Origin of the sequence: Massilia antarctica (assembly GCF_015689335.1) — a bacterium.
Lineage (GTDB): Bacteria > Pseudomonadota > Gammaproteobacteria > Burkholderiales > Burkholderiaceae_D > Telluria_A > Telluria_A antarctica.
The window spans coordinates 1,693,992-1,719,185 of record NZ_CP065053.1; the positions used below are offsets into that span (position 1 = coordinate 1,693,992).

A 25,194-nucleotide genomic window follows, 5' to 3' on the forward strand; every position below is an offset into this window, starting at 1 on the left:
GCGATGTCGGCCGGCCCGGCTGTATGCGTGCTTACCGACCTCGTCCTGCCCGAAAGGTAAATCAACATGAAAACACTTACCACCATCGCCGGCGCCTGCGCGCTGTTGTGCAGCGCCAGTGCCATGGCACACGGCTACATCACCCAGCCCGAATCGCGCAGCCTGCTGTGCAAGCAAGGCGGCAACAGCGCCTGCGGCGCGATCCAGTGGGAGCCGCAAAGCCTGGAAGCGCCATCCGGTTTTCCGGCCCAGGGACCGGCGGACGGCGTCATCGCCTCGGCCGCGCTGGCGCAATTCGGCGAACTCAATGAACAGACCAGCAGCCGCTGGACCAAGCGCCCCATGCAGGCCGGCGCGAACGTCTTCAAGTGGCAGTTCACGGCCAACCACGCCACGCGCAACTGGCGCTATTACATCACCAAGGCAGGCTGGAATCCGAACCAGAAGCTCACCCGCGCCGCGTTCGACCTGACCCCTTTCTGCGTGATCGATGGCGGCAACCGCCAGCCGCCGGCGCAGGTCAGCCACAACTGCACGGTACCGCAGCGCAGCGGCTACCAGGTGATCCTCGGCGTGTGGGAGATCGCCGATACGCCGAACAGTTTTTATAACATGGTCGATGTGCTGTTCAAGGATGGCGGCACGGTGCCGGTGCCGGAATGGACGCAGCGCGGCGCGATTTACCCGTCGGTCGACCTGGCCGCGGGCGACAGCGTGGCCACGCGCGTGTTCGACGCGGCGGGCGAGCATCCCGAGCTGCAAACCAAGGTCACCATCGGCAGCGCCAGCGAAGGCTTGCGCAACAACTGGGCGTATCTGCTGGCCACCCGCATCAACGCCGAACAGCCGCAGCTGCACGCGGGCCAGCTGGGCCAGGATGGCAAGATCACCCCGGTGTACGGGCAAAACACCGTGTATGCGAAAACCGCCAGCACCTTGACCCGGGTCGAAGTCCAGATCAACAAGGACCAGACGCCGCCGCCGGCCGACTTCAGCGTCAGCGATCTGCGCACCTCGTATGTGATCAAGGGCGGCCAGTTGACGATCAATTTCAGCGTCAGCGCCAATGCCGACATGGACGTCAGCGCGTATGTGTACGACCAGGCGGGCGTGTCGAAGGGCTTTGCCACGGCGCCGCTGAACAACAACAGCGCGGCGCTGGCGGTGAACCTGAACGCACCCAAGGCGGGCGCGCACCAGCTGGTGCTCAAGGCGGTGGTCAAGGAGGGCGGCGCGGTGCTGCAGAAGACCTTCGCGCTGACCTTGACGGAAGAAGGCGGCAGCGCGGCCTACGATCATGTGTTCCCGGCGTCGCTGGCCAGCTACAAGGCCGGTACCCGCGTGCTGCAATCGAAGAACGGCAAGGTCTATACCTGCAAGCCGTTCCCGTACAGCGGCTGGTGCACGCAGTGGAGCGCGGCATCGCCGAATTACGAGCCGGGTGTGGGCGCCAACTGGCAGGACGCCTGGATCGCACCGTAGTCCGGCGGGCGCTTACCTGGCGGTGGGCGCGCCCATGCGCACCTCCGCCAGCTTCCACGATGCCAGGCCATGACGCTCCATCACGAGCGACATGCGCCGCTCGCCCGGATTGTCCGGTTCCAGGTGCATGATGAACTGACCGAGGCCGACCCGTTCGGACGTGTACTTCGGAGCGGGCTTCTTCGGCGCATTCTCTTGCGCGCCATGCGGGCGCGGATGCAAGGTTCCCTGCTCCATCGCGCGCATGACGAATTCCGGGCGCACCATGGCGTCGACCATCTTGTCGGCCATGGCCATTCCCAGCATCTTGCCGATCGCCGTACCGGCCTCGCCAAGCGCGCTGGTGTCCCGGCGCCCGACTTCCTCGTTCATGACGGCGCTGAGCTGCAGCTTGACGCTTTCGCGCAGGCGCGGGTAGTCGACGCGCTCGTTGAAGCTTTCGGCGTTGTTCTCGCGGGCCGCCGCGCGCATCTGGTGCAGCGCGATCAGGGGAGAGTAGTACCAGTACGCCGCGCCGGCGGCGAGGCACAGCGTGGCGAGTCCGAGCTTGAGGTGAGTTGCCTTCACGATGTCCTTCTGTAGGTTGACTGTGTGCCGGATTCTACACGGCGCGCGCCCCGCGTCGCGGTGTCAGGAAACCCAGATGTCCGCCACGCACACCAAGGTATTGGCAAATGAATCGTAGCGATAATGCGAACCGCGCCCCCACAAGCCTCCCCATATGAAATGCAGGGCAACGAGATCCGTGTCCACGATTGGCGCAAAGCCCGCAAGGCCGATGGGGTGCGATCCCGTGTTGCTGAAGATGCCCCTGGGCGGGCGTCCCCGCGCCCAGTGATATCCCGAATGCACTGTCATGAAGCGGACATATTCCTGCGGATCGCGCCTCTCCACGCCATGGTCATTGAGCAGCCAAGCGTTCGCCACAGGGGACGGGTAATTATGTGCAGCATCCACCAGCGCAACGGGCATGTGTTCGGCGATCCAGACGATGGGCGGACGAGACACTTCGCCGCTGTCGATCCAGGCTTGCCGGATTTCGCTGACGCATGCATGGCGCAGAAAATCATGCACAATCATCCCCCGCTCGATGCACATGCACAGCCGCGACGCACAGGAGAAAAATGATGGCGTTTGTCATAGCTGCATATCTTTCTTCCGTGCATTCAGGAAGATAAATGTCATGACGAGGGCGCCGACGCCGGCGACAATGGCGGAGACGAGGGGAACGTTCACATTCATCGTGTCGCCGTGATTGCTCGTGTCGGGAGTGCCATCGGACGCTCAAAGCAGGTGCAGGTACCTGATCCAGGTAATAGCAACGATAAAGATGGAAAAGACAAACATCCTGGTGACGGCAGGATTGATACCGCGTTCCAGCACGGCATCGGCCGGCTGTCGCGGGCAATAGTAAGCAGGTACGGTAGCGCCGGGCGGGTACTTCGCGATTACCCGTTCGGCGCGCGGCTGCGTCTTGTTGTCCATGATTCCAGTGAAGGCCAGCTGGGTGCCCACGTAATCGCATCCGTCGACCGTGTAACGGTACGTGACTGCGGCCCGGTAGGCACCATCGGCGTCGAGTTTTTCAGCTTCGGACGTGAGGATGACCGCGCTGGCGGAGGGCCACGAGCGGGCCTCCCAGCTTTGGCGCAGCCGCATGAGGAAAGTGAGCGTGGCGGCGGCCGCAAGGGCCGCTGTGACGCATGCTGCAAGGAGTTGAAAGGTCATGTTGCCGCTTCCGTTTTGCGGGGCGCTGACGAAGGGCGCCAGTTCGACATCGATCATGCCGCGCAATCAGCCCGCGCCGACGTCGCGCAGCATGTGGATATCGTCGTAGAACACGCCGTCCACGCACAAGGCGCGCGGCTCGTGGCCGAACTGGCGAAATCCCATCGATTCGTACAGCGCCAGCGCCGCCGCGTTGCTGGCGGTGAGGGTCAGGGTCACCTGGCGCAGTCCTGGCATGGCATCGGCGAAGGCCAGCGCGTGCGCCAGCAGCTGCCGGCCGACGCCCTGGTTGCGCCAGGCCGGCGCGACCACCATGCCGCGCACGAAGGCCTTGTGGCGCAGCTTGGGCGCGCTCTCGCGCCCCACGCCGACGATGCCAACGAGTTGCGCGCCGTCGAAGGCGCCGAATCGGTTGCGTCCAGAATCCGGGGCCATGTGCGCTTCGATGACCGACAGCGGCGTGTCGCACTCTTCCTCGTAGCTGGAGCTGAACGCGGACGGGCACTCGCGCAAGGCCGCCAGGCGCAGCGACTGGAACGCGTGTGCATCGGCGGGAACAAGGCGGCGTATGAGCATGAGCAGGGCAATGAAGGCAGTGGGATGACGATGATAACCCAGTCGTGCCGCAGCCGCGGCCGGCCCTGCTTCCAGCCGCTTGCGGGCGCATCCTGCATTGCCGCGCCGGGCTGCGCGTAACGCTGCCACATGCCGGTTTTCCAGGACGCGAGCTTTGACAAGAACGCAAATGAAAAACGCGGCCGCCAGCACAGCTTATCGGCAATGGCGAACAAGATATATTTTTATCAAGCCATGTGGTTCATCGCATACCATAGCGTCCCAAGCGGACTGCCGGGAACGGACCAGTTCTTGTTTCATCTTTACTTCACAGCCATGTACCCTTCCAAGCGCACGTCCACTGTCATCATGCTGCTCATCTTCGCCCTTACCTGGATCAATCCGCCGTGGCCGGTGGAACAGGCGCTGCACAGTTCGCTCACCCTGATCGGCTTTGGGCTCCTGTGGAAGTTTTCCGGACGCAGCGGCTTCACCGACCTCGATTTCCTGCTCATTGCCGTGTTCCTGTCGGTGCATTCGATTGCCGCGCGCTGGCTGTATTCCAACGTGCCTTACGATGCATGGGGACAGTCGCTGTTTCACTTTTCCATCGACCAGGCATTCGGATGGACGCGCAATAATTTCGACCGGCTCGTGCACTTCCTGTTCGGCCTGTGTTTCACGCCAGGCGCCATCTCCTACCTGAGCAAGCGGCGCGGCTTGTCGGTGCGGCTCGGTTTGTATATCGCCGTGTCGGCGGTGATGATCACCAGTCTCTGGTACGAATGGTTCGAATTCGCGGTGGCGATGACCTTGTCGTCGGACGACGCCGAGTCGTACAACGGGCAACAGGGCGATATGTGGGATGCGCACAAGGACATGCTGATGGCCACCTTGGGCAGCCTGGTGTGGGCCTGGCCGGCGTTGCGCGCGCCGTCCGGAGGGCGCGGCCCTCATTCAAGCGCCGAACAATAGAGCGGAAAAACGTGCTTAACGTGACGAGTCACGCTTCACGTAATCCCCCATCATCCCACACGTTGACCCGTCCTCGTCCTCCGGATTGATGCAGCTGTCACCGTGAACATCAGTCGTCTTTATCGCGCAAGCGGTCGCGGGCGGCCTGAAGCGACTCGTGATACGTATTCTCGAAAGGAATGAACGAGGTCTTTTCAAAGAGACAGCAGAGATTCCAGAGTGCGCGCGCCTCTGCTTGGTCCTCGATCGTCAACTGATCCGAGTGGCTGAAGCGTTGAAGAAATTCGAACAGGACGATGGATTCATCCAACGTAAGGGTCAGCGTGACATCGCTGTTAGTGGAATCGGTCATTTTTTGGGTGTCGTGAAAATCATGACATGCGATCAGACATAAAATGGCTTACTAAACAGATTGTAATTCATTGGCCTCATCTTCAAGCCCGTTTTGATGAAAGATGCGCAAACGCGTCGCCGCTCAGTGCGGCGGCGCTTCCAGCTCGAACACGTCTTCGATGGTGGTGCCGAACAGGCGCGCGATCTTGTAGGCCAGCGGCAGGCTGGGGTCGTACTTGTCGTTCTCGATGCAGTGCACGGTCTGGCGGCTGACGTCGAGCGCCTGCGCCAGGTCGGACTGGTTCATCGAACGGGCCTTGCGCAATTCAGTTATCCGGTTCTTCATCGCCGCTCCCGGCTCCCCGCGCTCAGGCCAGCAGGCCGTCGCGCTCCAATTGTTCCACATGGTCGCCCAAGGTGCTGGCGATGCTGCGATAGCTCAGCCCCAGCCCGCTGCGGCTGCGCGCGGTATTGTACAGCGCCGCAAACCCGACGTTGTCGCGCACATAGTCGCGCCGCATGCCGATGGCCGGTGCCGCCAGCCAGATCAGCCAGCGCGGCAATTCGCGGCGTGGCATCTTGTTCCGGTAGGCGGGGCAGCAGTCGCTGATGGTGGTGCCGATGCGCAGCAGCGGGCAGCTTTCGGCAACCAGCAAATAGCGTCCTTGCGCGGCCGGGTCGAGCACGGCCCGCACATGCGCCGCCGCCACGTCGCGCACGTCGACCACACCAAGATGCAGGGCCGGCACGCCGGCCGCGAAAGCGCCCTTGAGGAACTGCTGCATCATCTTCACGCTTTCGGCGTCGCTGCGGCGCGACAGCGAGGGGCCGAAGATGGCGCCGGGATTAAGCACCACCAGCTGCCATTGCGCCTGCGCGCTGCAAATGTCCCAGGCCGCCCGCTCGGCGCTGGTCTTGGCGTAGCTGTAGGGTTCGTCGTCGGCGGTGCTGCCGGTATTCCAGTGCGATTCGTCCAGGGTATGGGCGGGATGGGCGTAGGCCTCGCGCAGGCTGCTCATCATGGCGACGATGCTGCTGGTCAGGGCGACCCGGCGCAAGGTGGGGCAGCGGTTGGCGCTGGCCAGCACGTTGCGGGTGCCGTCCACGGCGGGGCCGAGCATGTCGCGCTGCACGTCGCGCAAGGCGGCGCGGGTGTAGGGGGAGGCGGTGTGGATCAGGTAGTCGGCCCCGGCCAGGGCGGCGTCGAAGGAGCCGTCGCGCAGCAGGTCGGCCGCGAACAGATGCAGCTGGCCGGGATGGCGTGCGCCGAGCTGGCGCAAATGCGCGGTCTTGGCCTCGTCGGCAAGGTCGCGCACGGTGGCGTGGACCCGGTGGCCGAGCGCCAGTGCTTCGGCCACGACCCACGATCCAAGGTAGCCGGCGGCGCCGGTGACGGTGATGGTGGCCATCAGTGCTGGCTGCGGTCGGCGAGCATCAGGCCCAGCGACCAGGTGGCGACGACGCTGATGAAACCGAGGAAGGCGTGCAGCGGGCCGATCAGGCCGCAAGCCTGCAGCACGCCGGCCGCCCCGAACAGGCTGGCACTGGTGCAGACGCTGAACACGCAGGCGCGCAAATGCACCATCTGCAGCATTTCATCGACCCGGCGATGCCAGCGCCACACCAGCGGATAGATCAGCGCGAAGGGCAGGATCAGCAGGGCGGCGAGCGCGCTGCGCAGGGGCGCGCCGAGATCGCTGTCGCCACTGACGACGGCGCCGGCCATGAGCGCGGCCCCCAGGCCGGCAGCGGCCAGGATTCTGGTCAGGTACATCGGGTCACTGAAAGTGCTGGTCTGCATACGGCTCCTTGCTTGGGTCGGGATATCGGTGTGCCACGACGCAGACTGTAGAACTTTACAAGAAAAATGTAAAGAACTCTTTACATCATCATTTCAAGCGGGCAGCGCGACATTGTGCGTGATGTTGCATGCCGACCACGTCCGGCCAAGCCTTGCGCAGGCGCGAATGGCAATCAGACAGAAGGGCGCGGCGGATTGTCGCCGCGGCGTATGATGTTAGCTATCTACAACGCTACCCTTACCGGAGACGCTATGGCACGTCAGGAAGTCACCTACGACGAGGTTGCTGCGGCGGCCATCGGCCTGCAGGACGACGGCACGCGGATCAGCATCGACACGGTGCGCGAAGCGCTCGGCGCCGGTTCCCCCAACACCATTCACCAGCATCTGCTTGCCTGGCGCGCCAACGAGGCTGCGCCGCCGGAGTTGCCCAGTGCGGATATTCCGGAGTCGGTCGCCACTGTCCTGAGCAACTGGGCGCAGCAGTTCGCGGACGAGGCCGGGGCCGGCGTGCGCGACGCGCTGGCGCAGTCCGGCAGCGACATGGCGGACCTGCTCGCCGCGAGCCAGCAGCTCGAAGCCGAGCGCAACGACTTGCGCGCGCAGTTGAGCAGCATGACGATCGCGCGCGACCAGGCTCTGGCGACGGTGAGCGAGCGCGACGACGACATCCAGCGCCTGACGGTGGAGCTGCGCAACGCCCGCCTGGTGGCCACCGAGGCGCTGGTGGGCAAGGCAAAAGACCAGCTGGCCATCGAAGGCAAGAATGAGCAGCTGGTGGACTTGCGCTTGCAGATCGAGCGCAACGTGGCGTCGCAGGCGGCGGTATCGGATGCACGCCTGACCGCCGAGATGGAGCTGATCGGGGCCGTGACCGCGCGCGATAATTTCGAGGCGGAGATCAAGGATCTGCGCGCGCGGCTCGATGCGTCGAATGCCGAACGCAGCGCCTTGCGGGCCGAGGCGGAAGCATTGCGCGCGCGGGAGTAGCCGGGCCTCGCGCGCAGCCGCGTTTACCCGGCATTGCTTTCATGGCAGCGGTGACGAGACCGCTCGTTTCCGGCCGCTCTCGCTCATTGGCCATGCATCATGAAGGTATAGATTTGCGCGAGCCGCTCCCGTGTGATGCCCTCTCGCTGCTCAACGGCGAGCGGGTGGTCTGTCTGTTCCAGTTCGATGTAAGGGCGCAGGTTTCCATCCCGAATGTGCACCATCGTTTTAAGACTGGGCGTAGCCGGGTAAGGCGATAACGACGTATTGAGCCAACCGAAAAACGGGCCGATATGGGAGCGCTGGTCCAGGTCAAAGCAGTTCACCCATTCCCGGTAACTGGCCTCGCTCAGCGAAACCCACACTCCCCACACAAACGGCTCGGCTTCTCCAACTACCGGGATCTCAATGCAACCCCGAACCAAAAACATCGACGCGTCGATCACGCAATCGTCGCTGCCCAGTTCACATCGGGCATCCCGTTCAGCTTCCGGGATGCGGTCATAACTGAGCGGAGCATTGGCGGCATAACTCGGCATGCCTTCGTGAATCTCGTTACAGGAACTGCATGTAAAGGAAAACATACCGGCACGAGCCTTTCGATGTAGTGAATCAAAAGTTCATCTTGTCATGGCGGCACTGGCCTGGCAACACCACGCCGCATATCGGGCAGGGGCGCCTGGTACGCGTGCTGGAAGACTGGTGCCCGCCGTTCGCCGGCTATTACCTGTACTACCCCAGCCGCCGGCAATCCTCGCCGGTGTTTTCGCAGGTGCTCGATGCATTGCGGGTGACTCCGGCGGCGTAAGGCTCAATGGCGCGATGACGGTGTCTGCTCTGTGAGGCGTTCGACGATTTGATTTGCGTTAATGCGGCCCTTCGGACAAGATGAACGCCCTTGCGCCAAAACGGCCTGTCGAGGTGGCGTTCGCAAGCGCTGCACGACACTATTCCGAGGCCAGGTTCGCCCGCGACGACGCCTGCGGTGGGTGGTGCATCCGAACACCTGTGGCTGATGATGCGCGGAAGAACGGCGCCGCGATCAGTGCCATGTGGATTAAGCGTATTTTTAATACTGCTCGTCACAAATGGGTCGGATTACCGACGCTGACTCGCCGGCCGGGATGCGATCCCAGGGCATGCAAAGTTCCCTCCTTCATGAAGCGTAAACGTGAACACCAGCGCTCTATTTCTTATTCGAATATTAACTTTTAAACATCAGACTGTATATGAAACGAAACTGGCAGCAAATAACGATCATTTCGGCGTTTTCCCTCGCAATGCTGTCCACTGCTCAGTCGGTGCACGCTTGTACGCAAAATAATCACATCCGACCGGCGGACGTTGCATCCGATGCCGTTCATACCCTCCTGGAAGAAAAGAACTACAAAAAACTCGACGAGTTGTACAAGGAATATTCAAAGGAAAGGGCTGCGACGCCGGATGGCATCGCCGCACTATCCGTCTTTTTCAAAGGCATCGCGCAGTCGGTGAATATTTGTGCCAAGCTAAAACCCACGGAAGAAGATTGGCTGGCCCATCAAGCTACCTTGGCAGCCTGGATTAAATCGTCGCCAAAGTCGACCGGCGCCAAACTCGCTCTCGCTCTGTCTTCCGTTGATTACGCTTGGTTTGCGCGCGGCAACGGCGTTTCCTCGACCGTCAGCCCGGCATCGCGACAACTGTTCGTGCAACGCATGGATGGTGCGAAACGCCAGTTCGACAAGCTCGCTGCCGTCGGTAAAAACAATCCGGCCTGGTATGCGGGGATGCTGACCATCGGTCTGGCCCAGGGATGGGAAGCTGCGAAATTTGACGCCTTGTACGAAAAAGCGGTCAAGCTCGATCCCTATTACATCGACGTTCATTACACCAACATCGAATACCATGCCGAGAAATGGTACGGTTCCGACGAAGAACGGGACAGCGCCATCAGCAGGACTGCGGACCTGACCAAGGAACGGCTCGGGCAGACAATGTACGCGCGTCTTAACTGGACGGTATCGGAATCGTGGTCCATCTTCAAGAATGGCAACGTGAGCTGGGAAAGAATGAAGACCGGTTTCGAGGATTATCTCAACCTTTTTTCGGACCCGAGAACGCGCAACGGTTACGCGATGTACGCATGCCTGGCGAACGACAGGACAACCCTCAAGCAGCAGCTGGACCTGTTGGGAGAGCAGGCCAATCAAAAGGCATGGGGCAACAACTACAAATATGCCTATTGCACCGCGCTGGCCAAGATGGTCGGCATCGAGAAGGTACCGAAATGCTTCAAGTTTGACAACATGGACGAATACGACTGCGACTGAGTCAGCCCTCCTCGATACCAGCCGGGCGTGATCCGCCCGGCACCGGTCGCTGCCGCAACAGGGCGCCAGCACATGGCGCCATCAGCATGCATCCCTGCGACCGTTCAGGTTCCCGCATCAGGAACAAACTCGACAAAGCAATGATCCTCGCCATCGAGTTCTTCTTCAATGATCGGAACAATGCGGGCCCAATCCCCTCCGGCCAGACCGGCCCCGATTTTGGGATAGCCGATGCGTTTGCCCGGGAACCTGGATTTGACCGCTTTCATCACGAGCCGGATCGCCGCGTAGTCGGCTTTGTTGCCAACGCCGCGCCAGTGATCCTGCGTGTAACCGTTGACAATGAAGAAGTTTCGTCCGTGTCGATTGACCTCCGCGACAGAGATCGTTCCGAGCTTCGACACATCTCCTTTTGGCGTGGATTGATCTGCTGCGAAGGCTTCGGGAAACATGCGCTTGATCGAGAGGGCAATCCCCTTGCCCATCTGGCACTGGCAATTGCAGCCATGTACGATGACATCGAAGGTGCCATCGAGTGCCAGCTGGAGGAGGTCGCCGCTGAGTGTTTTCATGGTTTTTTCAAGTGGGTCCGGCTTTATCAGGATAGCTGGCGTGTACAGTTTAACCAAGTGCGATAGCCAGGACGACAATCGCCGCCGCAGTCAGGCCGATCAAGCATGCAAAGTCTCGAACTCGATGACAGTGGCGCCGATCGCGTGCGCGAATTCATGGTCGTGGGTGGAAACGAGAATGACGTTGGCGCCGCTGCGCGAGCGCAGCAGCTCGATCAGCACCAGGCGCGCGGCGGCATCGAGCCCGTTCGACGGTTCATCGAACAGCATCACGCACGGCTCGCCGATCCACGCCGCCGCCAGCATCAACTTCTTCTGCGTGCCAAGCGACATGTCGCCGCAGCGCGTGTCAAGATGGCTCCCCAGGCCGAAACGCGCGACGATGTCCATCACCTCCGCGCTGAGCGCACAGCGTTTGGCGAACGCCACGAAGGCGAGCAGTTCGCGCCCGGTCATGAAGGGATAGACCGGACACTCATCGGGCGCGTAGGCCAGGCGCGACCTGGCGGCGATGGCCGCGTCGCGCAAGGACAGCTGGTCTATCCAGACCGTGCCGCTGTCGGCCTCCACCGCGCCTGCCAGCACGCCCAGCAGGGTCGACTTGCCGATTCCATTCGGGCCGCGCAACGCAAACGCGCCAGCGGCGAAATGGTGACTGACATTGCGCAGCACGCTCTTGGCGCCATACGACTTACAAACCTGTTCAAAGCGCAGCAAGGTAATTCTCCTGATAGATCAAGGCCATCGTCAAGGCGCCCCACGTGCCCGCCACGATCGAACTGAGCACCACCGAATGCCGCTCATTGAACAGCTGCGGCAGGCGCAGCACGCACAGCAGCGCGAGGCCCGACGCGGCGCCGGCGACGATCCTCAGCGGCGAGGCCGCGTGATGGACCAGCAGGGCGACGCCGGGAATCGCCAGAAACGGCAGCGCCAAGGTCACCACCACCGCGATGTCGGACATGCGCCACCACGCTCGCCGCAGGGGAAGCGCCGCGAAGTAGCGGGCAGCGTCGACATGCGCCATCTGCAAGCCGCGATACAGGCCGCTGATCGACAGCGCCATGATCGTCTGCGCGATCACCGCCACCCCCAGCGCGCGTCCGTCATGGCCGAACACGGTCATCAAGGCGAGTGCGGCCGCCGCGACGCAGCCGGCACCGATGGCCTTGCCGGCCACCTCGGAACGGCGCTGACGGAACAGGACACCGGCCGACACCAGGATGGCGGGATGAAGACCTTGGCTCATCGCCAGCAGCAGCGCGGCGAACGGCGCGCCGGCACGCCCGGCGGCGTCTATCCAGCGCCTGCCCGCGCGCGGAAACCGCACTGCCAGCAGCGCGCAGGCACCCAAGCCCACCAGCAGGCATCCTCCGGCCTGCAATCCGGTGTTGACGACGCCCGCCAGCAGCAGGTCGCCCGCCGCGACCGCGATCCAGGCCAGCCGGCGCCGGTCCAGCGCTCCCAGTTGGGCTGCCAGCGCCAGCAGGCCGACCACGAGCATCAGCAGAAAGTTCGCTCCTTGCCCGCGGCCCGGGCCAACGACGAGCAGCGCGCACACCAGCGGCACCAGCAGCGGACTGTCGGCCAGCACCAGCACGATGGTGTCGACCCGGCGCCGGTAGCGCCCGGTGAACGGCAGCGAGCCTGCATAGGCCATGAAGGCCCCGCCGGCGATCTGCTCGCGCTGCATCAGCGCCCACATGACCGCGATGGCATGCAAGCCGATGAGATCAGCGAAGCGCCAGGCGGCGCCATGCGCGGGCGAGAGCAGCGCCAGCAGCGGCGTGGCGAGCGAATCGATATTCGAGAACAGCGACATGTTCGCCGACCCCAGGATGCCGCACAACAGCACCAGCGCCTGCCAGCGCCGCAGCAGGACGCGCGCCGTGCTGACGGCATACCAGCGCAGGCGAAAGCGCAACAGGGTGGCGGGAAGGATACGGTTCTCCGGATGGGATTGACTGGCGCCAAGTGTAGGGAAGGATAATTAGCGAATGCTTAACAAGCGCACATCCTCGGCGCCTTTCATGCCGGCCCATGCGCCGGCAAGCGCAGGCTCAAGGCCAGGTGAGCGAAAACAAGCCTTCCCTGGCCGAGCCGATCAGCACTTCGCGCGAGCCGGGCAAGTAGAGCAGCCGCCGGCTCGATGGCGCAATGCCGGCGCGCTCATCGAGCGTCGCCACATGGCGCCGCTGCGCATCGAGCAGCACCAGTTGTCCTGCCGAGAACAGAATCCACCAGCGGCCCGCATCGTCGATGACCAGATCGACCGGATGCCCCAGCGGGCGCGACGGTGCGGGCTCGACCGCGAACAGCACGGGCAGCATGCGCGCGCCATCCCAGTACTGCACGCTGGCGCCCACCGCACCGACTATATCGCGTGACGCATTGCGGTACAACACGTCAACCCGGTCCGCCGAGATGCGTCGCATGGCGCCCGTGGCATCGGCTTCGATGATGCCACGGCGCGTGCCGGCCCACACCCGGCCGTCAGGCCAGGCCAACAGCCGGCCGCTCGGCTGCGCCTGGCGGTCGGGCAAGGGCACGAAGCGGGCGCTGCCATCGTTGGCCAGGAAGTGCAGGCCGGCGCCAGCGCCGCCGAAAGGCGGGGCGCCGGCCGCCATCCACATGCCACCTGGTGTGACCGCCACATCCAGCGGCATCGTGCCTTGCTCCAGCGCCACCGCTTGGGTTCCTCCCGGCCGCAGACGCAGCAAGCCCTGCGACAGCTGCACGGCGATGATCTGGTCCGGCTCCGCGTACGCGGCCGCGCCGTATACGCCGGCCGGCAGGTCGATCCCGGCCCGCCACTGGCGCGCCAGCCGCCAGCCGTCCGCGCTGCGTGCCAGTTCCAGAATGCCGGCGCCCGGCGAACCGAGAAGCGCCAGCGCACCCTTGGCCTGGTATTCCATCGGCAGGGCATCGATGGGAAGCGCGCGCCCGGGCACCGGTGTCAGGGCCAGCGGCGTGCCGTCTTTCCCGAGCTGCCAGACGGCGGCATCGGTGGCCACCAGCAGGCCGAGGCGGGCATCGTGGAGCAAGGCGGTGGCGTTGCTCACGCGCGGATCGGCCGACAGCGGTTTGAGCGGCCCGCAGCCCAGTACATGCACGCCGGCACCGGCGCGCGCGACGATCAGGTCCGGGCCCGATTGCACGAGACCGGTCACCGGCTCGGTGAAGCTGGCATGCGAGCAGTGGGGGCTGAGCCGGCCATCCTTGTCGAGGCTCATCACGACATGGCGGCGCGAAGCGGGATTGGCCGCCGGCTGGGTCACCATCACCAGGATGGTGGAGCGGCCATCCGGCGCCCTGGCGATGGCGGCAATGCCGACCGTGCCGGCGGGCGCGCCGGCGGCCAGGCGCCAGCTACGCAGTTCGCCACCGCACTGGCGCGCGTACCAGGGCCGCTGCCCCGCGCCCTCGACCTGCATGCCGGCCAGGTGAAAACAGCCATCGTTGCGCTCGACCAGGCCGGCCGTGGCCACGAGCGCGCCGCCCAGCCCCGCATCCCAGGCTTGCACGCGCGTGCCGTCCCACTGCCACAGCGATGCCCCGGTCCGGCCCTCGTCGCCATCGGGGTCGCGCTGCGCGAGCTGGAAGATCAGCGAATTGCCCCGCGTGGCCGCCAGCACCAGGTCGGCGGCCATGCTGTCGCGGCCCATGCCGGCCGGCGCGATCGCCGTGCTGCTGCCGTCGCGCGGGTCGACCAGCACCAGCCCGCCCTGGGTGCCCACGGCGAGGCGGCCATCGGGCAAGGCGGCCAGTTCCTGCGCGACGGCCGAGGGCAAGCCCCGGCCGAGATCGAAGCGCATGCCGGGCGCGCCGCGTTCGAACCCGATCAGGCCGCCGCCGCGGCTGGCCACCCACAAGCGGCCGTCGACCACGGCCATGGCGGCGCCCGCCAGGGGCGGCTCCAGCACCCGGCGCGCCACCGGCAAGCCGGCGGCCAGCGCGTGCCCGAACGCCGCGGCGGCCGCCAGGACGGCGATCAGGCGCCCGGCGCGCCGGCTCTCAGGTGGGATGCGCATCAATAGTCCGATCCTCCCGTGGTGGTGATGACGGCATACGGCGGCGGCACGGTCCACAAGCCGGCGCCCGGGGAGGTGGAGATGCGTTCGTTGCCATCGAGGGCGTCGCGGGTGCGGGTGCGGTAGTACACCCGCGTGAGGTGGCCGCCGCTCTGCAAGGTGGTCCACTGGGCCGCGTTCGGCGTCCAGGTATCGGAGCATTCCGGCGAGGCCGGCGTGGCGGTGTTCAGGTCGACCACGCGCCAGCCGCTGTTGATGGTCGAGGCCGGCGAGAAGGCTGGATCGGTCGACGCTTCGACGATGTACTTGGCATTGCAGATCGCCGTGCCGCTGACGGGACGCGCGCCGGTGCCGGTAAAGCGGAAGCGCGGGCCGGTCCAGACCTGGAAGGTCGGTGCGGGGCCGCCCAGCTTGAGGAAGTCGGTTTCGCGGTGCGAAATGCCGTCCACCACCAGATCGTCGGCGGGATCGTTATCGTTCATGTCGATCACGGCATCGCCGCCGTTCTCGCCGCTGGGACAGATCGCCGCATCGGCCGTGCCGGGGTCGCCGTCGATACAGGCCGACGGCATGGCGAAGATGCCGCCCTTGGCAAACCCGGCCAGCACCTTGTTGGTCGTGTGGTTGCCGTTGTGCGCGAAGGCCGGCGGCCCGCCCGGCAAGCCGGACGTGGCCCATTGCTCGACCATTTCGAGCTCCAGGTCGTGCAGCACGTTATAGATGCCGCGGTCGCCGTCTCCGGGCGAACCGGCAAAGCCGGCATTCTTGAGCGCCCGCGTGAAGCGGACAAAATACTGCGGGTGGCCGGATGGCCTGCACTTGCTTCGCATGCCCTCGCGCACTTGCCACAGGATCGCCGAGCCGATCTGCATGTCGGCGTAGTCGATGCTCGACAGGTCCCGGTGTTCAGGGAAATGGTCGCCCGGAATGGCGGGATTGAAGGGCGTCGTGACTTCATGCAGGCGCGGCAGGCTGCCGCCCTCGCTGTGGCCGCGGCTGCCTTGGCAGTTATTGCTGGCATTGACGCCGCCCAGATTCTTGGCGGCCCAGCCGGCGGTGCAGTTGGTGTTATCGAAGTGGTCGGCCCAGGCGTCGGCCAGATCGTGCATCTTGCTCATGCCGACCGGAATGGCGCACGGCGCCATGCCACACCAGTTGGCGGGGCGAGCGTCAGTGAAACGTTGCACGGCGTTGTGCGCCAGCTCGTGGCCGACGACCGTGTTGTCGTGGGCAAAGTTCATGAAGTTGGTGGTGCTGGTGGTGCCGTCCGAGTAATTGGGGCAGGCTGCGTCGAAGTACCCCTGGCAAGCCCCGAAGTTCATGCTGGACCAGGCATTGCAGCCGGCCGAGGCCGACTCGATGCGCGGATTCCATGGGCTGGTCGGAAACGGCGTGTAGATTCCGTGCGCAAGGGACTGCTTCCAGTTCACATGGAACACCCCGAAGTAATTCACCTGCTGGAACCTGGGATTGGCGCCGCTGGCGCAGACCGCGCTGGCGCCGTTGTTGATCGGCGCCTGGTTGAAGTTGGCCAGGGTTGCGCTGCTGCCGCCCAGGGTGCTCGATATCGACACGTCCTCGGCATCGAAACCGTCGCCCTGGTGGTCCACGCGCGAGACCACGCCGGCCAGCTTGAGCGTGTACTGGCCGCCGACTGCGGGGTCGACCGTGAAGCTGCGCACTTGCGTGGCCCCGGTGCCGGGATCGCGCCGCCACACATTGCCCGTGGCGGTGACGTCGGAGACGAGCGGGCGCATCTTCAAGATGGTGCCTGTCGCGGCATCGGACCAGACCCTGAACGGCACCGGCCGGCCAAAGCTGATGGCTTCGACCACCATGCGCCAGGCGTAGCGCAGGGAAACACCGCCGGCGCTGTCGTTACCATAAGGCAGCAGCACCAGGGATGGGCCGTCGAGCACGCGCTTGCCGTCGACACTGTCGATGCCCCGCACTTTGCTCAAGGCGGCATACGCGCGCAGGTCGGCGCCGTCGGCGCTTTGCGGGCGCAGGTTGGCGATCGAATAGCGGTGGATCAGCGAGCCTCGCACGCTGGTGACGCCCTGGCCTTCCCAGCGCGAGGCCAGCAGCAGGGTGTGCTCGATCGGCACGTCGCCGTCGACCTGCATGAAGGGATAGATGATTTCCTGGCGTTCGATATCGGCCTTGTACTGGGCGTATGTCAGGCCGCGCGCGATCAACAGGTTGCGCTCGACATCGTCGGTGGGGGCGCGCTTGCCGAGGAAGGCGTCGACCATGTCCAGGGTGCGCGGGCGCGTGGCTTTTTCATTGCCCTGGTATTCAAGGGCAAGCAGCTGGGCAACGCCGTCGAGCTGTGGCCGCGTCTGCGGCAGGCCGGCTTCCGGAGCGCGCCGCAGACGCCGCATGCCGCCGTCGAAATGCAGCGCGCTCAGCAGCGGCACGATCACCTTATCGGCCACCTCGGCGCCCGACAGGGTGACCACTTCGGTGGGCGGCACGCGCATGAACACGTGGCCCATGTCCTGGTTGGGCAAGGATACCTGCGCGCCCTTGGGCAAGGCGCGCAAATCCACCGCCGGCGCGCGGCCGGGCTTGATGTTCGGGGTCTCGATCGATGGGAACACGACTTCCGACGGGCCGGGACCCGTGGCCACCAGCCGGGTGTCCGGGGCAGCCGCCGCCAGGAGGGGGCAACTGCCTGCCAGCAGCGCGATTGCGGCGAGCAGTGGGCGCAGCGGAAAGCGGCGCGGGAGCGAGCGTAGAGAGTCCATGTTGCATCCTTCCACAGAACCAAAGAACGATTGACCAAAATCAGTATAGGTAGTGTATTTACAGACAATCTCACCGATTGTCACAGTGGTGAAAATGGTAAAAAGGTATCCGGCCGGCGCGGCGCACCCGGCAGAGATACCGGAACCGGCATCACTTTCGAACTGGCCACCTATGTGGCGGAAAAAATCAGCCGATTGTCATTCTCGGCAAATAGTCAGCGGGCGGATCGCTGGCCGGTCGACACCGTCCGGACGCGCGCGCCCGGATGCCTTGATCTCCCGGCGCCATCGACGCGCCGCGTCCGTGCGTCAGGTGCTCAGGTCGGTATCGACCCAGTCATCCCCTGGCGCCAGCGCCCACGTGGAGTGCGTGGCGGCGTTCGTGAACGGTGCCGCCATGCGTGACGGTGTCGAAACCCGCGGGCACGGTGGCGCGACCCAGCTGGGCACTTCTGACCGCGTTATGGGCACAGTAGAATTTGTACTCCATGTAGATCACCTCGCTGGCTGGGCGCAATCAGGCGCCGGCTGAGAAATCAGCGGCATTGCCATCCCAGGCAGGCAGAAAGTCAAACAGCATCGCCTTGATGACGTCATTGGAAATCTGGCTGGCATCGAGTCCCGGCACCCGCTGGCTGCCGACCTGCCGCCGCAGCCATGTCACTCCAGCAGCTAATCCGGGAGGCCCTCGAACCATGCCAACACGGCGTCTTTTTCCTTGAAGACCCGCGAGATAGCGACGCTGGACCGCTTTCTTCGACGAGACTGCACCCACAAGACCGCGCCGTAGTTGCGATTAAATACCTTCTTGAAGCACTCGATGTCGCTGCGAGCAATGATCCGGGTGGTCAAAGTGCGGCGCAGGATGAGGGCATGCGGCGTCAATGTCAGCCGAAAGCGCAGCGCGGCCGTCACCAGCCATACGCCCCAGCACAAAGATAGAAAAGGAAACAAGGCTTTAAAGACGATATCGCCCTGAGGAAAGGTGCTCCACCGCGTGCTCAGGATCAAGGCCATCGTGCCAAGCGTCAGAGTGGAGCCAAAGACGACATACCGGATCCGTGTGCCGGGATGTTCATCCTAGTGCATGGTGAGCGGTGGTGCGTAGAGTGATCGGAGGAGGGCAATCTTGCTTCTTTTCCCGCATGTGGCTGGGTCAGGAAACAGGAGATTACCGAGGCTATTTTAGCAGTTGCCGGGAGTGTCACGACGCGACCAGCTTACGCAACTACCCCAGCAGCACCGTGGGCAGCCGGGGTGCTTGCGTGGCGCCGGCCCGGGTACAGTTTTCCGGCTCCAGCCCGGCGATGCGCGGCGCCACCGCATTGGCGCAGGGATATGAGCCGGCACGGCCGATGCTATGGGCTTGTCGGCGGCTGCCCGATAAAGTCGATGAATGCCCGCAGCGGTGCCGGCAGGTGGCGCCGGCCCGCGTAGTATAAAAACGGGCCGGGGAAACTCAGCCACCACTCCTGCAGCACCGGCTCCAACTGGCCCGACGCCATGTAGGGCGCCAGCCACTCTTCAAACAAATACACCAGTCCATGTCCCGCCACGGCGGCGTGGACCGCCAGGTCGGCCACGGTGGGCGTGACGATCAGGGGTCCGCCGGGATCGACGGTCACTGTCTGGCCGTCGCGCTCGAACTCCCATGGATACACCAGGCCACTGAGGAACTTGCCGCGCAGGCAGGCATGCTGCAACAGGTCGCGCGGGTGTTGCGGCACCCCGCGCCGCGCCAGGTAGGCCGGCGCGGCGGCCAGCGCGAAGCGCTCGGTACGCGGTCCGATCGGCACCGCGATCATGTCCTGCTCCAGGCGCTCGCCATACCGGATGCCGGCGTCGCAAGCGCTGGCGACAAGGTCGACAAAATTGTTGTCGACGACGATATCGAGCCGGATGTCCGGGTAGCTGGCGAGAAACCGGTCCACGATCGGCTGCAGGAAAAAGCGCGCGGCGCTCACCGGCACGTTCAGGCGCAAAGTGCCACGGGGACTGTCGCGCAGCACATTGAGCACGTCGAGTGCATTGGCAACGTCGTCGAGCGCGGGCCGCAGCCGGCCCAGCAGCAATGCCCCGGCCTCGGTCGGCGCCACGCTGCGGGTGGTGCGCTCCAGCAAGCGGATGCCGAGTTGCTTTTCCAACCGCCGCACCGCCTGGCTCAGGGTCGATGCGGACTGTCCACTCACGCGCGCGGCCTGGCGAAAACCGCGCTGTTCGGCCACCAGCGCAAACGTCGATAAATCGGCCATGGAATGCAGCTCGGTGCTCATGATGATGTGATCCTCATTGTGCGTAATTACGTACAGGCTGTGTGCCATTACCCCGATTATCACATGCAATCTTCGGCGCTAGACTGTGCACATGCCTGTCAGCCGCCGCCGATACATGCGACCTGCACAGTCATCCGTCCACCACCATCCAAGGAATCCTCGTGAACACTTACTCACCATCCAGCGACCAATTCACCCCGGCGCACTGCGACCTGCACTTCAACCGCGTCGGTTACGGCGCCATGCAACTGGCGGGACCGCATGTCTGGGGCCCGCCAAAGGATCATGCCGCCGCCGTGGCCGTGCTGCGCGAGGCGATTGCATTGGGGATCAACCATATCGACACGGCCGATTTTTACGGCCCGCATGTCACCAACGCGCTGATTCGCGAGGCGCTGCATCCGTATCGCGACGGCTTGACGATCGTGACCAAGGTCGGCTTTGTGCGCGGGGCCGACCAGTCGTGGATGCCGGCGGCGGCACCGCAGCAGCTGCGCGACGCCGTGCACAGCAATCTGCGCAAGCTGGAGCTGGAAGCGCTCGACGTGGTCAATTTCCGCGCACCGGGGCTCGATGGCGCGGATGGATCGTCGATCGGCGAAGCGCTGGCGGTACTGGCGGAGCTGAAAAAAGAAGGGCTGGTGCGGCATATCGGCCTGAGTAACGTCGACGCGCGGCAGGTGGCCGAGGCGCAGCGGATTACGCCGATCGTGTGCGTCCAGAATCACTACAACTTGGTCCATCGCGGCGACGATGCGCTGATCGACGCGCTCGCCGCGCAAGCGATCGCCTATGTGCCGTTTTTCCCGCTGGGCGGCTTCACACCGCTGCAGTCAAGCACGTTGAACGAGGTGGCGGCGGCGCTGCGGGCCAGTCCGATGCAGGTGGCGCTGGCCTGGCTGCTTCAGCGCGCGCCGAATGTGCTGGTGATACCTGGCACGTCGTCGGTGGCGCATCTGCGCCAGAACGTGGCGGCGGGCGGGCTGGCGCTCGATGCAGCGGCACTGGCGGCGCTCAACGCACTGTAAGGGCGCGATTCTGCTACCTGCCTTCTGTTTTGGCGGACGGTGGATCCAGCCATGTCGTTATGCCATAGCACATGAACGCCATCCCCATCAGTACCAATCCGATCATGGCGGCCATGGCGGCCGCCACATTTCCGAACCCCGGGTGGCCCTTGTGCAACTGGAGAGCTGCCGCTGACGCAAATAATTCTTTCGATAATCATTAATCCATTTCGATAAAACAGCAAGCCTTTGCGCGACAAGCGCAGGCTGCCATATCAATCGCAACGGTCCGTGTGACATGGTTGCCACGCCTGGCGCGCGGCATGGCGTCGGCAGCGCTGCTTCACAAACTATGCGTCGCGCATGCGCCGGTGGGCGACGATACAACGGTTGCGGGAATTCGCTCAGCCATGCCTGGGCCGATGCCGGTTTTTTGCGTACGATGGACTCATTCAGGCCGGAAACATGAGGGGATTTCGCATGGGGCAGACCGAGAGAAGCACCCGGGGCACCGACGTCACTGCCGTACCGCAGCGTGCTGCCGCCACCCCGGCCGATGAGTTCATCGACCTGCGGCGGCAAGCCGCCGAGCAGCGCGATCTCGCCGACCTTGCCAACCGCAGCCCACGCCTTGCCGGACAGCGGGAAGTGCAGACGCGCGTTGCGCAGAGCGCGCGCAGCACCGGCGCGTCCGTGCCGCCGGTGGCGCAGCGCGTAGCCGGCGCGGACAGGGGGGATGCGTCGCCTGAGCCGGCATTTGTATCCTCCGTAGAAAGCGACGGTACGCAGTTGCCGCGCCGCCTGCGGGTGGGAATCGAAAGACTGGCTGGTCTTGGCATGCATGGCGTACGGGTCTACCGGAACTCGGCCCGGCCGGCGCAGTTGCAAGCGCGCGCGTTTGCCCAGGGCGACGACATTCATCTTGCGCCGGGAGAGGAACAACTGCTCCCCCACGAAACCTGGCATCTGGTGCAGCAGAGGCAAGGCCGGGTCGGGGTCACGATGCGTGCGGCCGGGCATGCGATCAACGACGATGCCGGGCTGGAACGGGAAGCCGATGCCATGGGCGCGCTGGCCTTGTCGTCCGGCGTCGGCGACAGCGCGAACGAGGCGTCGACCAGTGCGGCGCGTCCTGATCCGGACGATGGTCGGGCGTTCCCTGGCGGCACGCATAGCGCTGCGGCAAACCCGCACGGCGCGGTCGCGCAGCGTACGCCGGACGCCGCCATCGCATCGCTCCCGGCGCACGCCCCCGAAAAGCAACAACTGGAACAGATCCTGGCGAATACGAGGCGCCTGTCCAGCACCTATTACGCCGTTACTGCCGGCAGTCCCGCGTTCCACACCCTGAGAGGCGAAATCCGGCTGGCGGTTGCCAAGGTCGACAGGATTCATGCATCCTTCGCCAACACCTGGAATACTGGCCTGAAACGCACCGCGGTTGAGTACATCCCGTCTGAGGAGCCCGATTATCAACAGCGTGCGGCAAAGCCGGAGCCCACCGCAGACGGGCTGCCGGGTTACCTGACGCAGTGGCAGCGCAAGATGCATAGCGATAAGAGCATGACGGCCGACAAGAAGTTCGCTTCGGTCCTGCCGATGATCCTGAGCGAACCCGAACTGCCGCCCGCGCTGCACGTGGCATTGAAGCTGTTGTTCACCCATACCTCCAATTTCGTGCCCGTCGAGATGCAGGGGCGTGATATACGAAGCGTCGAGCATGGCCAGTACAGCAGAACGAGCATGACCCCGGTGCGTAGCGGCAACTCGACACACCTGCGCAACGATGGCGCAATGGCGTATGCAGAGAACGACGAGCAGATCCCCGCCGGACGAACCTTTCAGGTCACCAATCAGCCCTTGCATGCCGCCCTGGTGCGCGCCGCGAAGCTGTCGTCCAATATCGAGGCGATGACGCACTACGGCGATACGGATAGAGCGCGGCTCGCCTATTCGGAATACACCAGCAGCGCGGGCAGCCACACCGGCTCCCTGGGCCTGATTCCGAATATGCACCGAACGCTCGAGGTTGGCGGCTATCTGGAAAGCGACCCGGAGCGCAAGGCATTTGGCGGCAAAGGGCATGACGAATGGAAACCGACGCCACTTCCCGCGAACGATTGGCGCCCGGTCGTTTCAGCTGAAAGACTACAGCCCAATACGGACCAGAACTACCATGACTTCCTGCTCGCCGACAGGGCCGAGCTGGTGTTCGAGACCGCCGCCGCGATCAGGCAACTGTATGCCGATGCGGACATCCATCTGAGCGTGCTCCCGATACAGTCGTCGTCGCACGCCAGCCTGATTCTCGACCTGCGCTATCCGGACGACTACCCGGAAGACAGGAAGCTGAGCGAGGCGCAGTGGCGCGAGCTGCTGCTCGCCAAGTTCAACGCGGCCGCCGCCGAGGCGAAGCTGCTCACGCGGATCACCCATCGCGCCAGTTTCGGCTTTCCCTATCCAACCGCGTCGTCCGTCGGCGGTCCGGTGCGCATTTGGCCCGGCCTGGCCCCCAAAGACGTGTTCAAGCGGATCGTCGTCGACACGCTTCTCAGCCTGAACGATGTGAAGAAGGTGGCCGCAACCGCGAAAGCCAAGGCCAAGACCCTGAAGCGGCCATTTGCGGCGACACGCATGCCTGAAGCTGCAACGTCCAGTGCCAGCGGCACAGGGGGCGCGCGGGGCGAGGCCATCCTGCACATCGAGGCCTTGAAGACGGCCGTGCGCTACGCACAGGACACGATGAGCACGGCGCACTCGGCCTTGGGGCCGGCGCGGCTGGTGGAGTGGGTGCGTGTCAGGCTGCGCAAGAATCTGCTCAAGGCCGACTATTGCCTGAAGGGCCATGCGCCCGGCATGCCTGCCGACCATGACTACGTCCAGATCGCCGGGATTATCGAAAACCTGATGGAATACAGTTACTTGCTGGAGGCCATGCTGCACGAACCGGTGCAACAGGAAGACGTTTACCCGCGCTACCTTCAGGAAACACTGCAGCTGAACCAGCGCGCCATGCACCAGGCGACGTTTTATCTGGACAGCGGCATGCAGGCGCTGGTGTGCGCCCACCTCGTCGCGCGGGCATGGCTGGAGAAGCTGGCGAGCCAGGACAAGGCCAAGGTGTTCAACGGTGACAGCCTGCAAACGGTCGACCTGAACAGCTACTTCGAGTACGCGAGTATTGACAAGAAAAATTTGCGAATGAATGCGATGAATCGAGGTAGCGACGGAAGCTATGTCCCTGAGCATGCGCTATTAAAGCAATTGGAAACGAGAACCCCGGGCATCGTGTCCGCCGATCTGAATCCCGTCCTGAACAAGGCCAGTTCGGGGGAAACGCAAGCATCGCCGGGAGCCGTCTTCGGCCAGCTCGCCGGCAAGCAGGGGGCAAAGAATTCGACCACCATACCGATCGTCGATATCACCAACGCTTCCCTGGGCGCGGTGGACAAGCTGAACCTCGGCGCGGGATACGCGAATTTTTTCGTCGCGGAAAGCCTCTCCAAACACCAGCAGCTGGGGGCGGACAAATTCACGATGGGCAGGCTCAGTGCCGTCGGCACCGAGGCGTTCGTGGCGTTGGCGAAGGAGATCATCGCGCCCATCGCCGAGTTTGCCGCCCATCCGCTACCGGCCGCATACCGCCAGCGCATGGACCGGATGTTCTATGGCGATCCCCGGGGCGCACCCGATGGCATTGCGTCCCATGCCGCGCATCCGGGCGCGGTGCCCGGTTCGCATCCGAATGCTGATGTTTTCAATGGATTGGACCTGCTCGTTGCCGCGGTAGCCGAAGAATCGATGATGATGGAAGAAGAGTACCCCGACCCGGCGCGGCAACCGGAGCACCCGGCGTTCAGCGGCGCGCCTCAGATGAGCGCGCCGTTCGCCTGGTCCGCACCGTCGGTGCCGTTCAGTTTCTACCCGACGACACCGGATGCTTCCGGCGCGACGTATGCCATGCCTCGATCCGCCTCGTACAGCACGATGCAATCAAATCTGTTCAATTTCCCGAGTACTGCGATGCAGCCCCAGCCACATCCATTCGTTTACCCGGGTGCTTCAATGGCTCAGCCCGTGCTTTTCAACACCCCGTTCATGTCCTTTCATCCGGGCGCGATGCCTTATGGCAGCTACCGGTTCGCCATGGGCGGCGCGCCGTTCACGCAAGCTCAGCCTTGGTTATCCAGCTCTCAGCCGCCCACGACATCGCCATTCGCTTCCGGATTCGGCAGCACGGAGCCGACGGGCGACAATGCACTCCAATCTCATGCGCGACCGAGCGCTTTTCGTCCATACCGCAGGCCTGAGGGTGGCCCCCATAAGCGACAGCGTCGCAACTCCGGCGATATTCTATAGCCGGGTGATATGACTGCGTGCTGCGC

Annotated in this window: 23 protein-coding genes and 1 pseudogene; 7 read left to right on the forward strand and 17 right to left on the reverse strand. The window is 64.2% G+C overall.

The window, feature by feature from the left end; all coding sequences use genetic code 11:
- The first annotated feature begins 66 nt into the window (after positions 1-66).
- Entirely contained in the window at positions 67-1,482 is a 1,416-nt protein-coding gene (gene gbpA, locus IV454_RS07685; protein WP_206090989.1) for an N-acetylglucosamine-binding protein GbpA, read from the forward strand.
- 12 nt (positions 1,483-1,494) lie between these two features.
- Here gbpA and IV454_RS07690 read toward each other — a convergent pair whose 3' ends face one another.
- From IV454_RS07690 to IV454_RS07705, 4 genes are all read right to left on the reverse strand, one after another.
- A complete protein-coding gene (locus IV454_RS07690; protein WP_229522116.1) occupies positions 1,495-2,049 on the reverse strand; it encodes a DUF2939 domain-containing protein in 555 nt (184 codons plus the stop codon).
- 63 nt (positions 2,050-2,112) lie between these two features.
- Positions 2,113-2,562: a hypothetical protein gene (locus IV454_RS07695; protein ID WP_206090990.1), complete on the reverse strand. Its 450-nt coding sequence runs from the start codon at positions 2,560-2,562 to the stop codon at positions 2,113-2,115.
- Between the two features lie 204 nt (positions 2,563-2,766).
- Positions 2,767-3,267 (reverse strand): DUF3592 domain-containing protein, encoded by a 501-nt coding sequence (locus tag IV454_RS07700; protein WP_206090991.1) that lies wholly within the window; start codon positions 3,265-3,267, stop codon positions 2,767-2,769.
- Between the two features lie 9 nt (positions 3,268-3,276).
- Positions 3,277-3,786, reverse strand: coding sequence for a GNAT family N-acetyltransferase (locus IV454_RS07705; RefSeq protein ID WP_206090992.1), 510 nt, complete (start codon positions 3,784-3,786; stop codon positions 3,277-3,279).
- A 291-nt stretch (positions 3,787-4,077) separates the two neighbouring features.
- On the opposite strand from IV454_RS07705, the gene IV454_RS07710 reads away from it, so the two are divergent.
- Positions 4,078-4,740, forward strand: coding sequence for a DUF2238 domain-containing protein (locus tag IV454_RS07710; RefSeq protein WP_206090993.1), 663 nt, complete (start codon positions 4,078-4,080; stop codon positions 4,738-4,740).
- A gap of 109 nt (positions 4,741-4,849) precedes the next feature.
- On the opposite strand, the gene IV454_RS07715 is transcribed toward IV454_RS07710, so the two are convergent.
- The 4 genes from IV454_RS07715 to IV454_RS07730 form a co-directional block, all read right to left on the reverse strand.
- Positions 4,850-5,092 carry a hypothetical protein gene (locus IV454_RS07715; protein ID WP_054265393.1) on the reverse strand — a complete coding sequence of 81 codons (243 nt, stop codon included), beginning with the start codon at positions 5,090-5,092 and terminating at the stop codon, positions 4,850-4,852.
- A gap of 123 nt (positions 5,093-5,215) precedes the next feature.
- Positions 5,216-5,419, reverse strand: a complete 204-nt coding sequence (locus tag IV454_RS07720) for a helix-turn-helix transcriptional regulator (RefSeq protein WP_054265394.1) — start codon at positions 5,417-5,419, stop codon at positions 5,216-5,218.
- Positions 5,420-5,441: 22 nt separating this feature from the next.
- A complete protein-coding gene (locus IV454_RS07725; RefSeq protein WP_206090994.1) occupies positions 5,442-6,482 on the reverse strand; it encodes an NAD-dependent epimerase/dehydratase family protein in 1,041 nt (346 codons plus the stop codon).
- Positions 6,482-6,874 carry a hypothetical protein gene (locus tag IV454_RS07730; RefSeq protein ID WP_054265396.1) on the reverse strand — a complete coding sequence of 131 codons (393 nt, stop codon included), beginning with the start codon at positions 6,872-6,874 and terminating at the stop codon, positions 6,482-6,484. The genes IV454_RS07725 and IV454_RS07730 overlap by 1 nt, the downstream gene beginning before the upstream one ends.
- A gap of 252 nt (positions 6,875-7,126) precedes the next feature.
- On the opposite strand from IV454_RS07730, the gene IV454_RS07735 reads away from it, so the two are divergent.
- Positions 7,127-7,864: a DNA-binding protein gene (locus IV454_RS07735; RefSeq protein ID WP_206090996.1), complete on the forward strand. Its 738-nt coding sequence runs from the start codon at positions 7,127-7,129 to the stop codon at positions 7,862-7,864.
- 83 nt (positions 7,865-7,947) lie between these two features.
- Here the strand turns inward: IV454_RS07735 and IV454_RS07740 are convergent, their stop codons facing one another.
- Positions 7,948-8,448, reverse strand: coding sequence for a DUF2199 domain-containing protein (locus IV454_RS07740; protein ID WP_206090997.1), 501 nt, complete (start codon positions 8,446-8,448; stop codon positions 7,948-7,950).
- Between the two features lie 74 nt (positions 8,449-8,522).
- On the opposite strand from IV454_RS07740, the pseudogene IV454_RS07745 reads away from it, so the two are divergent.
- Together IV454_RS07745 and IV454_RS07750 are read left to right on the forward strand one after the other, a co-directional pair.
- Positions 8,523-8,672: pseudogene (locus IV454_RS07745) on the forward strand (LysR family transcriptional regulator); the annotation flags it as partial.
- Between the two features lie 421 nt (positions 8,673-9,093).
- Positions 9,094-10,176: a DUF4034 domain-containing protein gene (locus IV454_RS07750; RefSeq protein WP_206090998.1), complete on the forward strand. Its 1,083-nt coding sequence runs from the start codon at positions 9,094-9,096 to the stop codon at positions 10,174-10,176.
- 104 nt (positions 10,177-10,280) lie between these two features.
- Here IV454_RS07750 and IV454_RS07755 read toward each other — a convergent pair whose 3' ends face one another.
- The 8 genes from IV454_RS07755 to IV454_RS07790 all read right to left on the reverse strand — a co-directional run bounded on the left by IV454_RS07755 (position 10,281) and on the right by IV454_RS07790 (position 19,802).
- Positions 10,281-10,748 carry a macro domain-containing protein gene (locus IV454_RS07755; RefSeq protein ID WP_054265399.1) on the reverse strand — a complete coding sequence of 156 codons (468 nt, stop codon included), beginning with the start codon at positions 10,746-10,748 and terminating at the stop codon, positions 10,281-10,283.
- 99 nt (positions 10,749-10,847) lie between these two features.
- Complete coding sequence (locus IV454_RS07760; protein WP_206090999.1) at positions 10,848-11,465, reverse strand: ATP-binding cassette domain-containing protein; 618 nt, start codon at positions 11,463-11,465, stop codon at positions 10,848-10,850.
- On the reverse strand, positions 11,452-12,672 hold the full coding sequence (locus IV454_RS07765) for a hypothetical protein (RefSeq protein ID WP_206091000.1): 1,221 nt from the start codon (positions 12,670-12,672) through the stop codon (positions 11,452-11,454). The genes IV454_RS07760 and IV454_RS07765 overlap by 14 nt, the downstream gene beginning before the upstream one ends.
- Before the next feature lie 136 nt (positions 12,673-12,808).
- On the reverse strand, positions 12,809-14,779 hold the full coding sequence (locus IV454_RS07770; protein ID WP_206091001.1) for a hypothetical protein: 1,971 nt from the start codon (positions 14,777-14,779) through the stop codon (positions 12,809-12,811).
- On the reverse strand, positions 14,779-17,529 hold the full coding sequence (locus tag IV454_RS07775; protein ID WP_206091002.1) for a hypothetical protein: 2,751 nt from the start codon (positions 17,527-17,529) through the stop codon (positions 14,779-14,781). Before IV454_RS07775 ends, IV454_RS07770 begins: the two co-directional genes overlap by 1 nt.
- Before the next feature lie 517 nt (positions 17,530-18,046).
- The gene (locus tag IV454_RS07780) at positions 18,047-18,193 is read right to left on the reverse strand and encodes a hypothetical protein (RefSeq protein ID WP_206091003.1); all 147 of its coding nucleotides are present in this window, start codon (positions 18,191-18,193) and stop codon (positions 18,047-18,049) included.
- Between the two features lie 8 nt (positions 18,194-18,201).
- Complete coding sequence (locus IV454_RS07785; RefSeq protein WP_206091004.1) at positions 18,202-18,546, reverse strand: hypothetical protein; 345 nt, start codon at positions 18,544-18,546, stop codon at positions 18,202-18,204.
- 341 nt (positions 18,547-18,887) lie between these two features.
- Entirely contained in the window at positions 18,888-19,802 is a 915-nt protein-coding gene (locus tag IV454_RS07790) for a LysR family transcriptional regulator (RefSeq protein ID WP_206091005.1), read from the reverse strand.
- A 161-nt stretch (positions 19,803-19,963) separates the two neighbouring features.
- Between IV454_RS07790 and IV454_RS07795 the strand changes: the two genes are divergently transcribed.
- Together IV454_RS07795 and IV454_RS07800 are read left to right on the forward strand one after the other, a co-directional pair.
- A complete protein-coding gene (locus IV454_RS07795) occupies positions 19,964-20,830 on the forward strand; it encodes an oxidoreductase (RefSeq protein ID WP_206091006.1) in 867 nt (288 codons plus the stop codon).
- Between the two features lie 459 nt (positions 20,831-21,289).
- The gene (locus IV454_RS07800; protein WP_206091007.1) at positions 21,290-25,168 is read left to right on the forward strand and encodes an eCIS core domain-containing protein; all 3,879 of its coding nucleotides are present in this window, start codon (positions 21,290-21,292) and stop codon (positions 25,166-25,168) included.
- The last annotated feature ends 26 nt before the right edge of the window (positions 25,169-25,194 follow it).

Excerpts from the sequence above, each read along its gene's own strand:
- IV454_RS07735 (WP_206090996.1), top strand. The coding sequence starts at position 7,127 with ATGGCACGTCAGGAAGTCACCTACGACGAGGTTGCTGCGGCGGCCATC.
- IV454_RS07785 (WP_206091004.1), bottom strand. The coding sequence starts at position 18,546 with ATGGCCTTGATCCTGAGCACGCGGTGGAGCACCTTTCCTCAGGGCGAT.
- IV454_RS07705 (WP_206090992.1), bottom strand. The coding sequence starts at position 3,786 with ATGCTCATACGCCGCCTTGTTCCCGCCGATGCACACGCGTTCCAGTCG.
- IV454_RS07740 (WP_206090997.1), bottom strand. The coding sequence starts at position 8,448 with ATGTTTTCCTTTACATGCAGTTCCTGTAACGAGATTCACGAAGGCATG.
- IV454_RS07720 (WP_054265394.1), bottom strand. The coding sequence starts at position 5,419 with ATGAAGAACCGGATAACTGAATTGCGCAAGGCCCGTTCGATGAACCAG.
- IV454_RS07800 (WP_206091007.1), top strand. The coding sequence starts at position 21,290 with ATGGGGCAGACCGAGAGAAGCACCCGGGGCACCGACGTCACTGCCGTA.
- IV454_RS07775 (WP_206091002.1), bottom strand. The coding sequence starts at position 17,529 with ATGGACTCTCTACGCTCGCTCCCGCGCCGCTTTCCGCTGCGCCCACTG.
- IV454_RS07730 (WP_054265396.1), bottom strand. The coding sequence starts at position 6,874 with ATGCAGACCAGCACTTTCAGTGACCCGATGTACCTGACCAGAATCCTG.
- IV454_RS07715 (WP_054265393.1), bottom strand. The coding sequence starts at position 5,092 with ATGACCGATTCCACTAACAGCGATGTCACGCTGACCCTTACGTTGGAT.
- IV454_RS07700 (WP_206090991.1), bottom strand. The coding sequence starts at position 3,267 with ATGATCGATGTCGAACTGGCGCCCTTCGTCAGCGCCCCGCAAAACGGA.
- IV454_RS07755 (WP_054265399.1), bottom strand. The coding sequence starts at position 10,748 with ATGAAAACACTCAGCGGCGACCTCCTCCAGCTGGCACTCGATGGCACC.
- gbpA (WP_206090989.1), top strand. The coding sequence starts at position 67 with ATGAAAACACTTACCACCATCGCCGGCGCCTGCGCGCTGTTGTGCAGC.
- IV454_RS07790 (WP_206091005.1), bottom strand. The coding sequence starts at position 19,802 with ATGAGCACCGAGCTGCATTCCATGGCCGATTTATCGACGTTTGCGCTG.
- IV454_RS07750 (WP_206090998.1), top strand. The coding sequence starts at position 9,094 with ATGAAACGAAACTGGCAGCAAATAACGATCATTTCGGCGTTTTCCCTC.
- IV454_RS07725 (WP_206090994.1), bottom strand. The coding sequence starts at position 6,482 with ATGGCCACCATCACCGTCACCGGCGCCGCCGGCTACCTTGGATCGTGG.
- IV454_RS07770 (WP_206091001.1), bottom strand. The coding sequence starts at position 14,779 with ATGCGCATCCCACCTGAGAGCCGGCGCGCCGGGCGCCTGATCGCCGTC.
- IV454_RS07695 (WP_206090990.1), bottom strand. The coding sequence starts at position 2,562 with ATGATTGTGCATGATTTTCTGCGCCATGCATGCGTCAGCGAAATCCGG.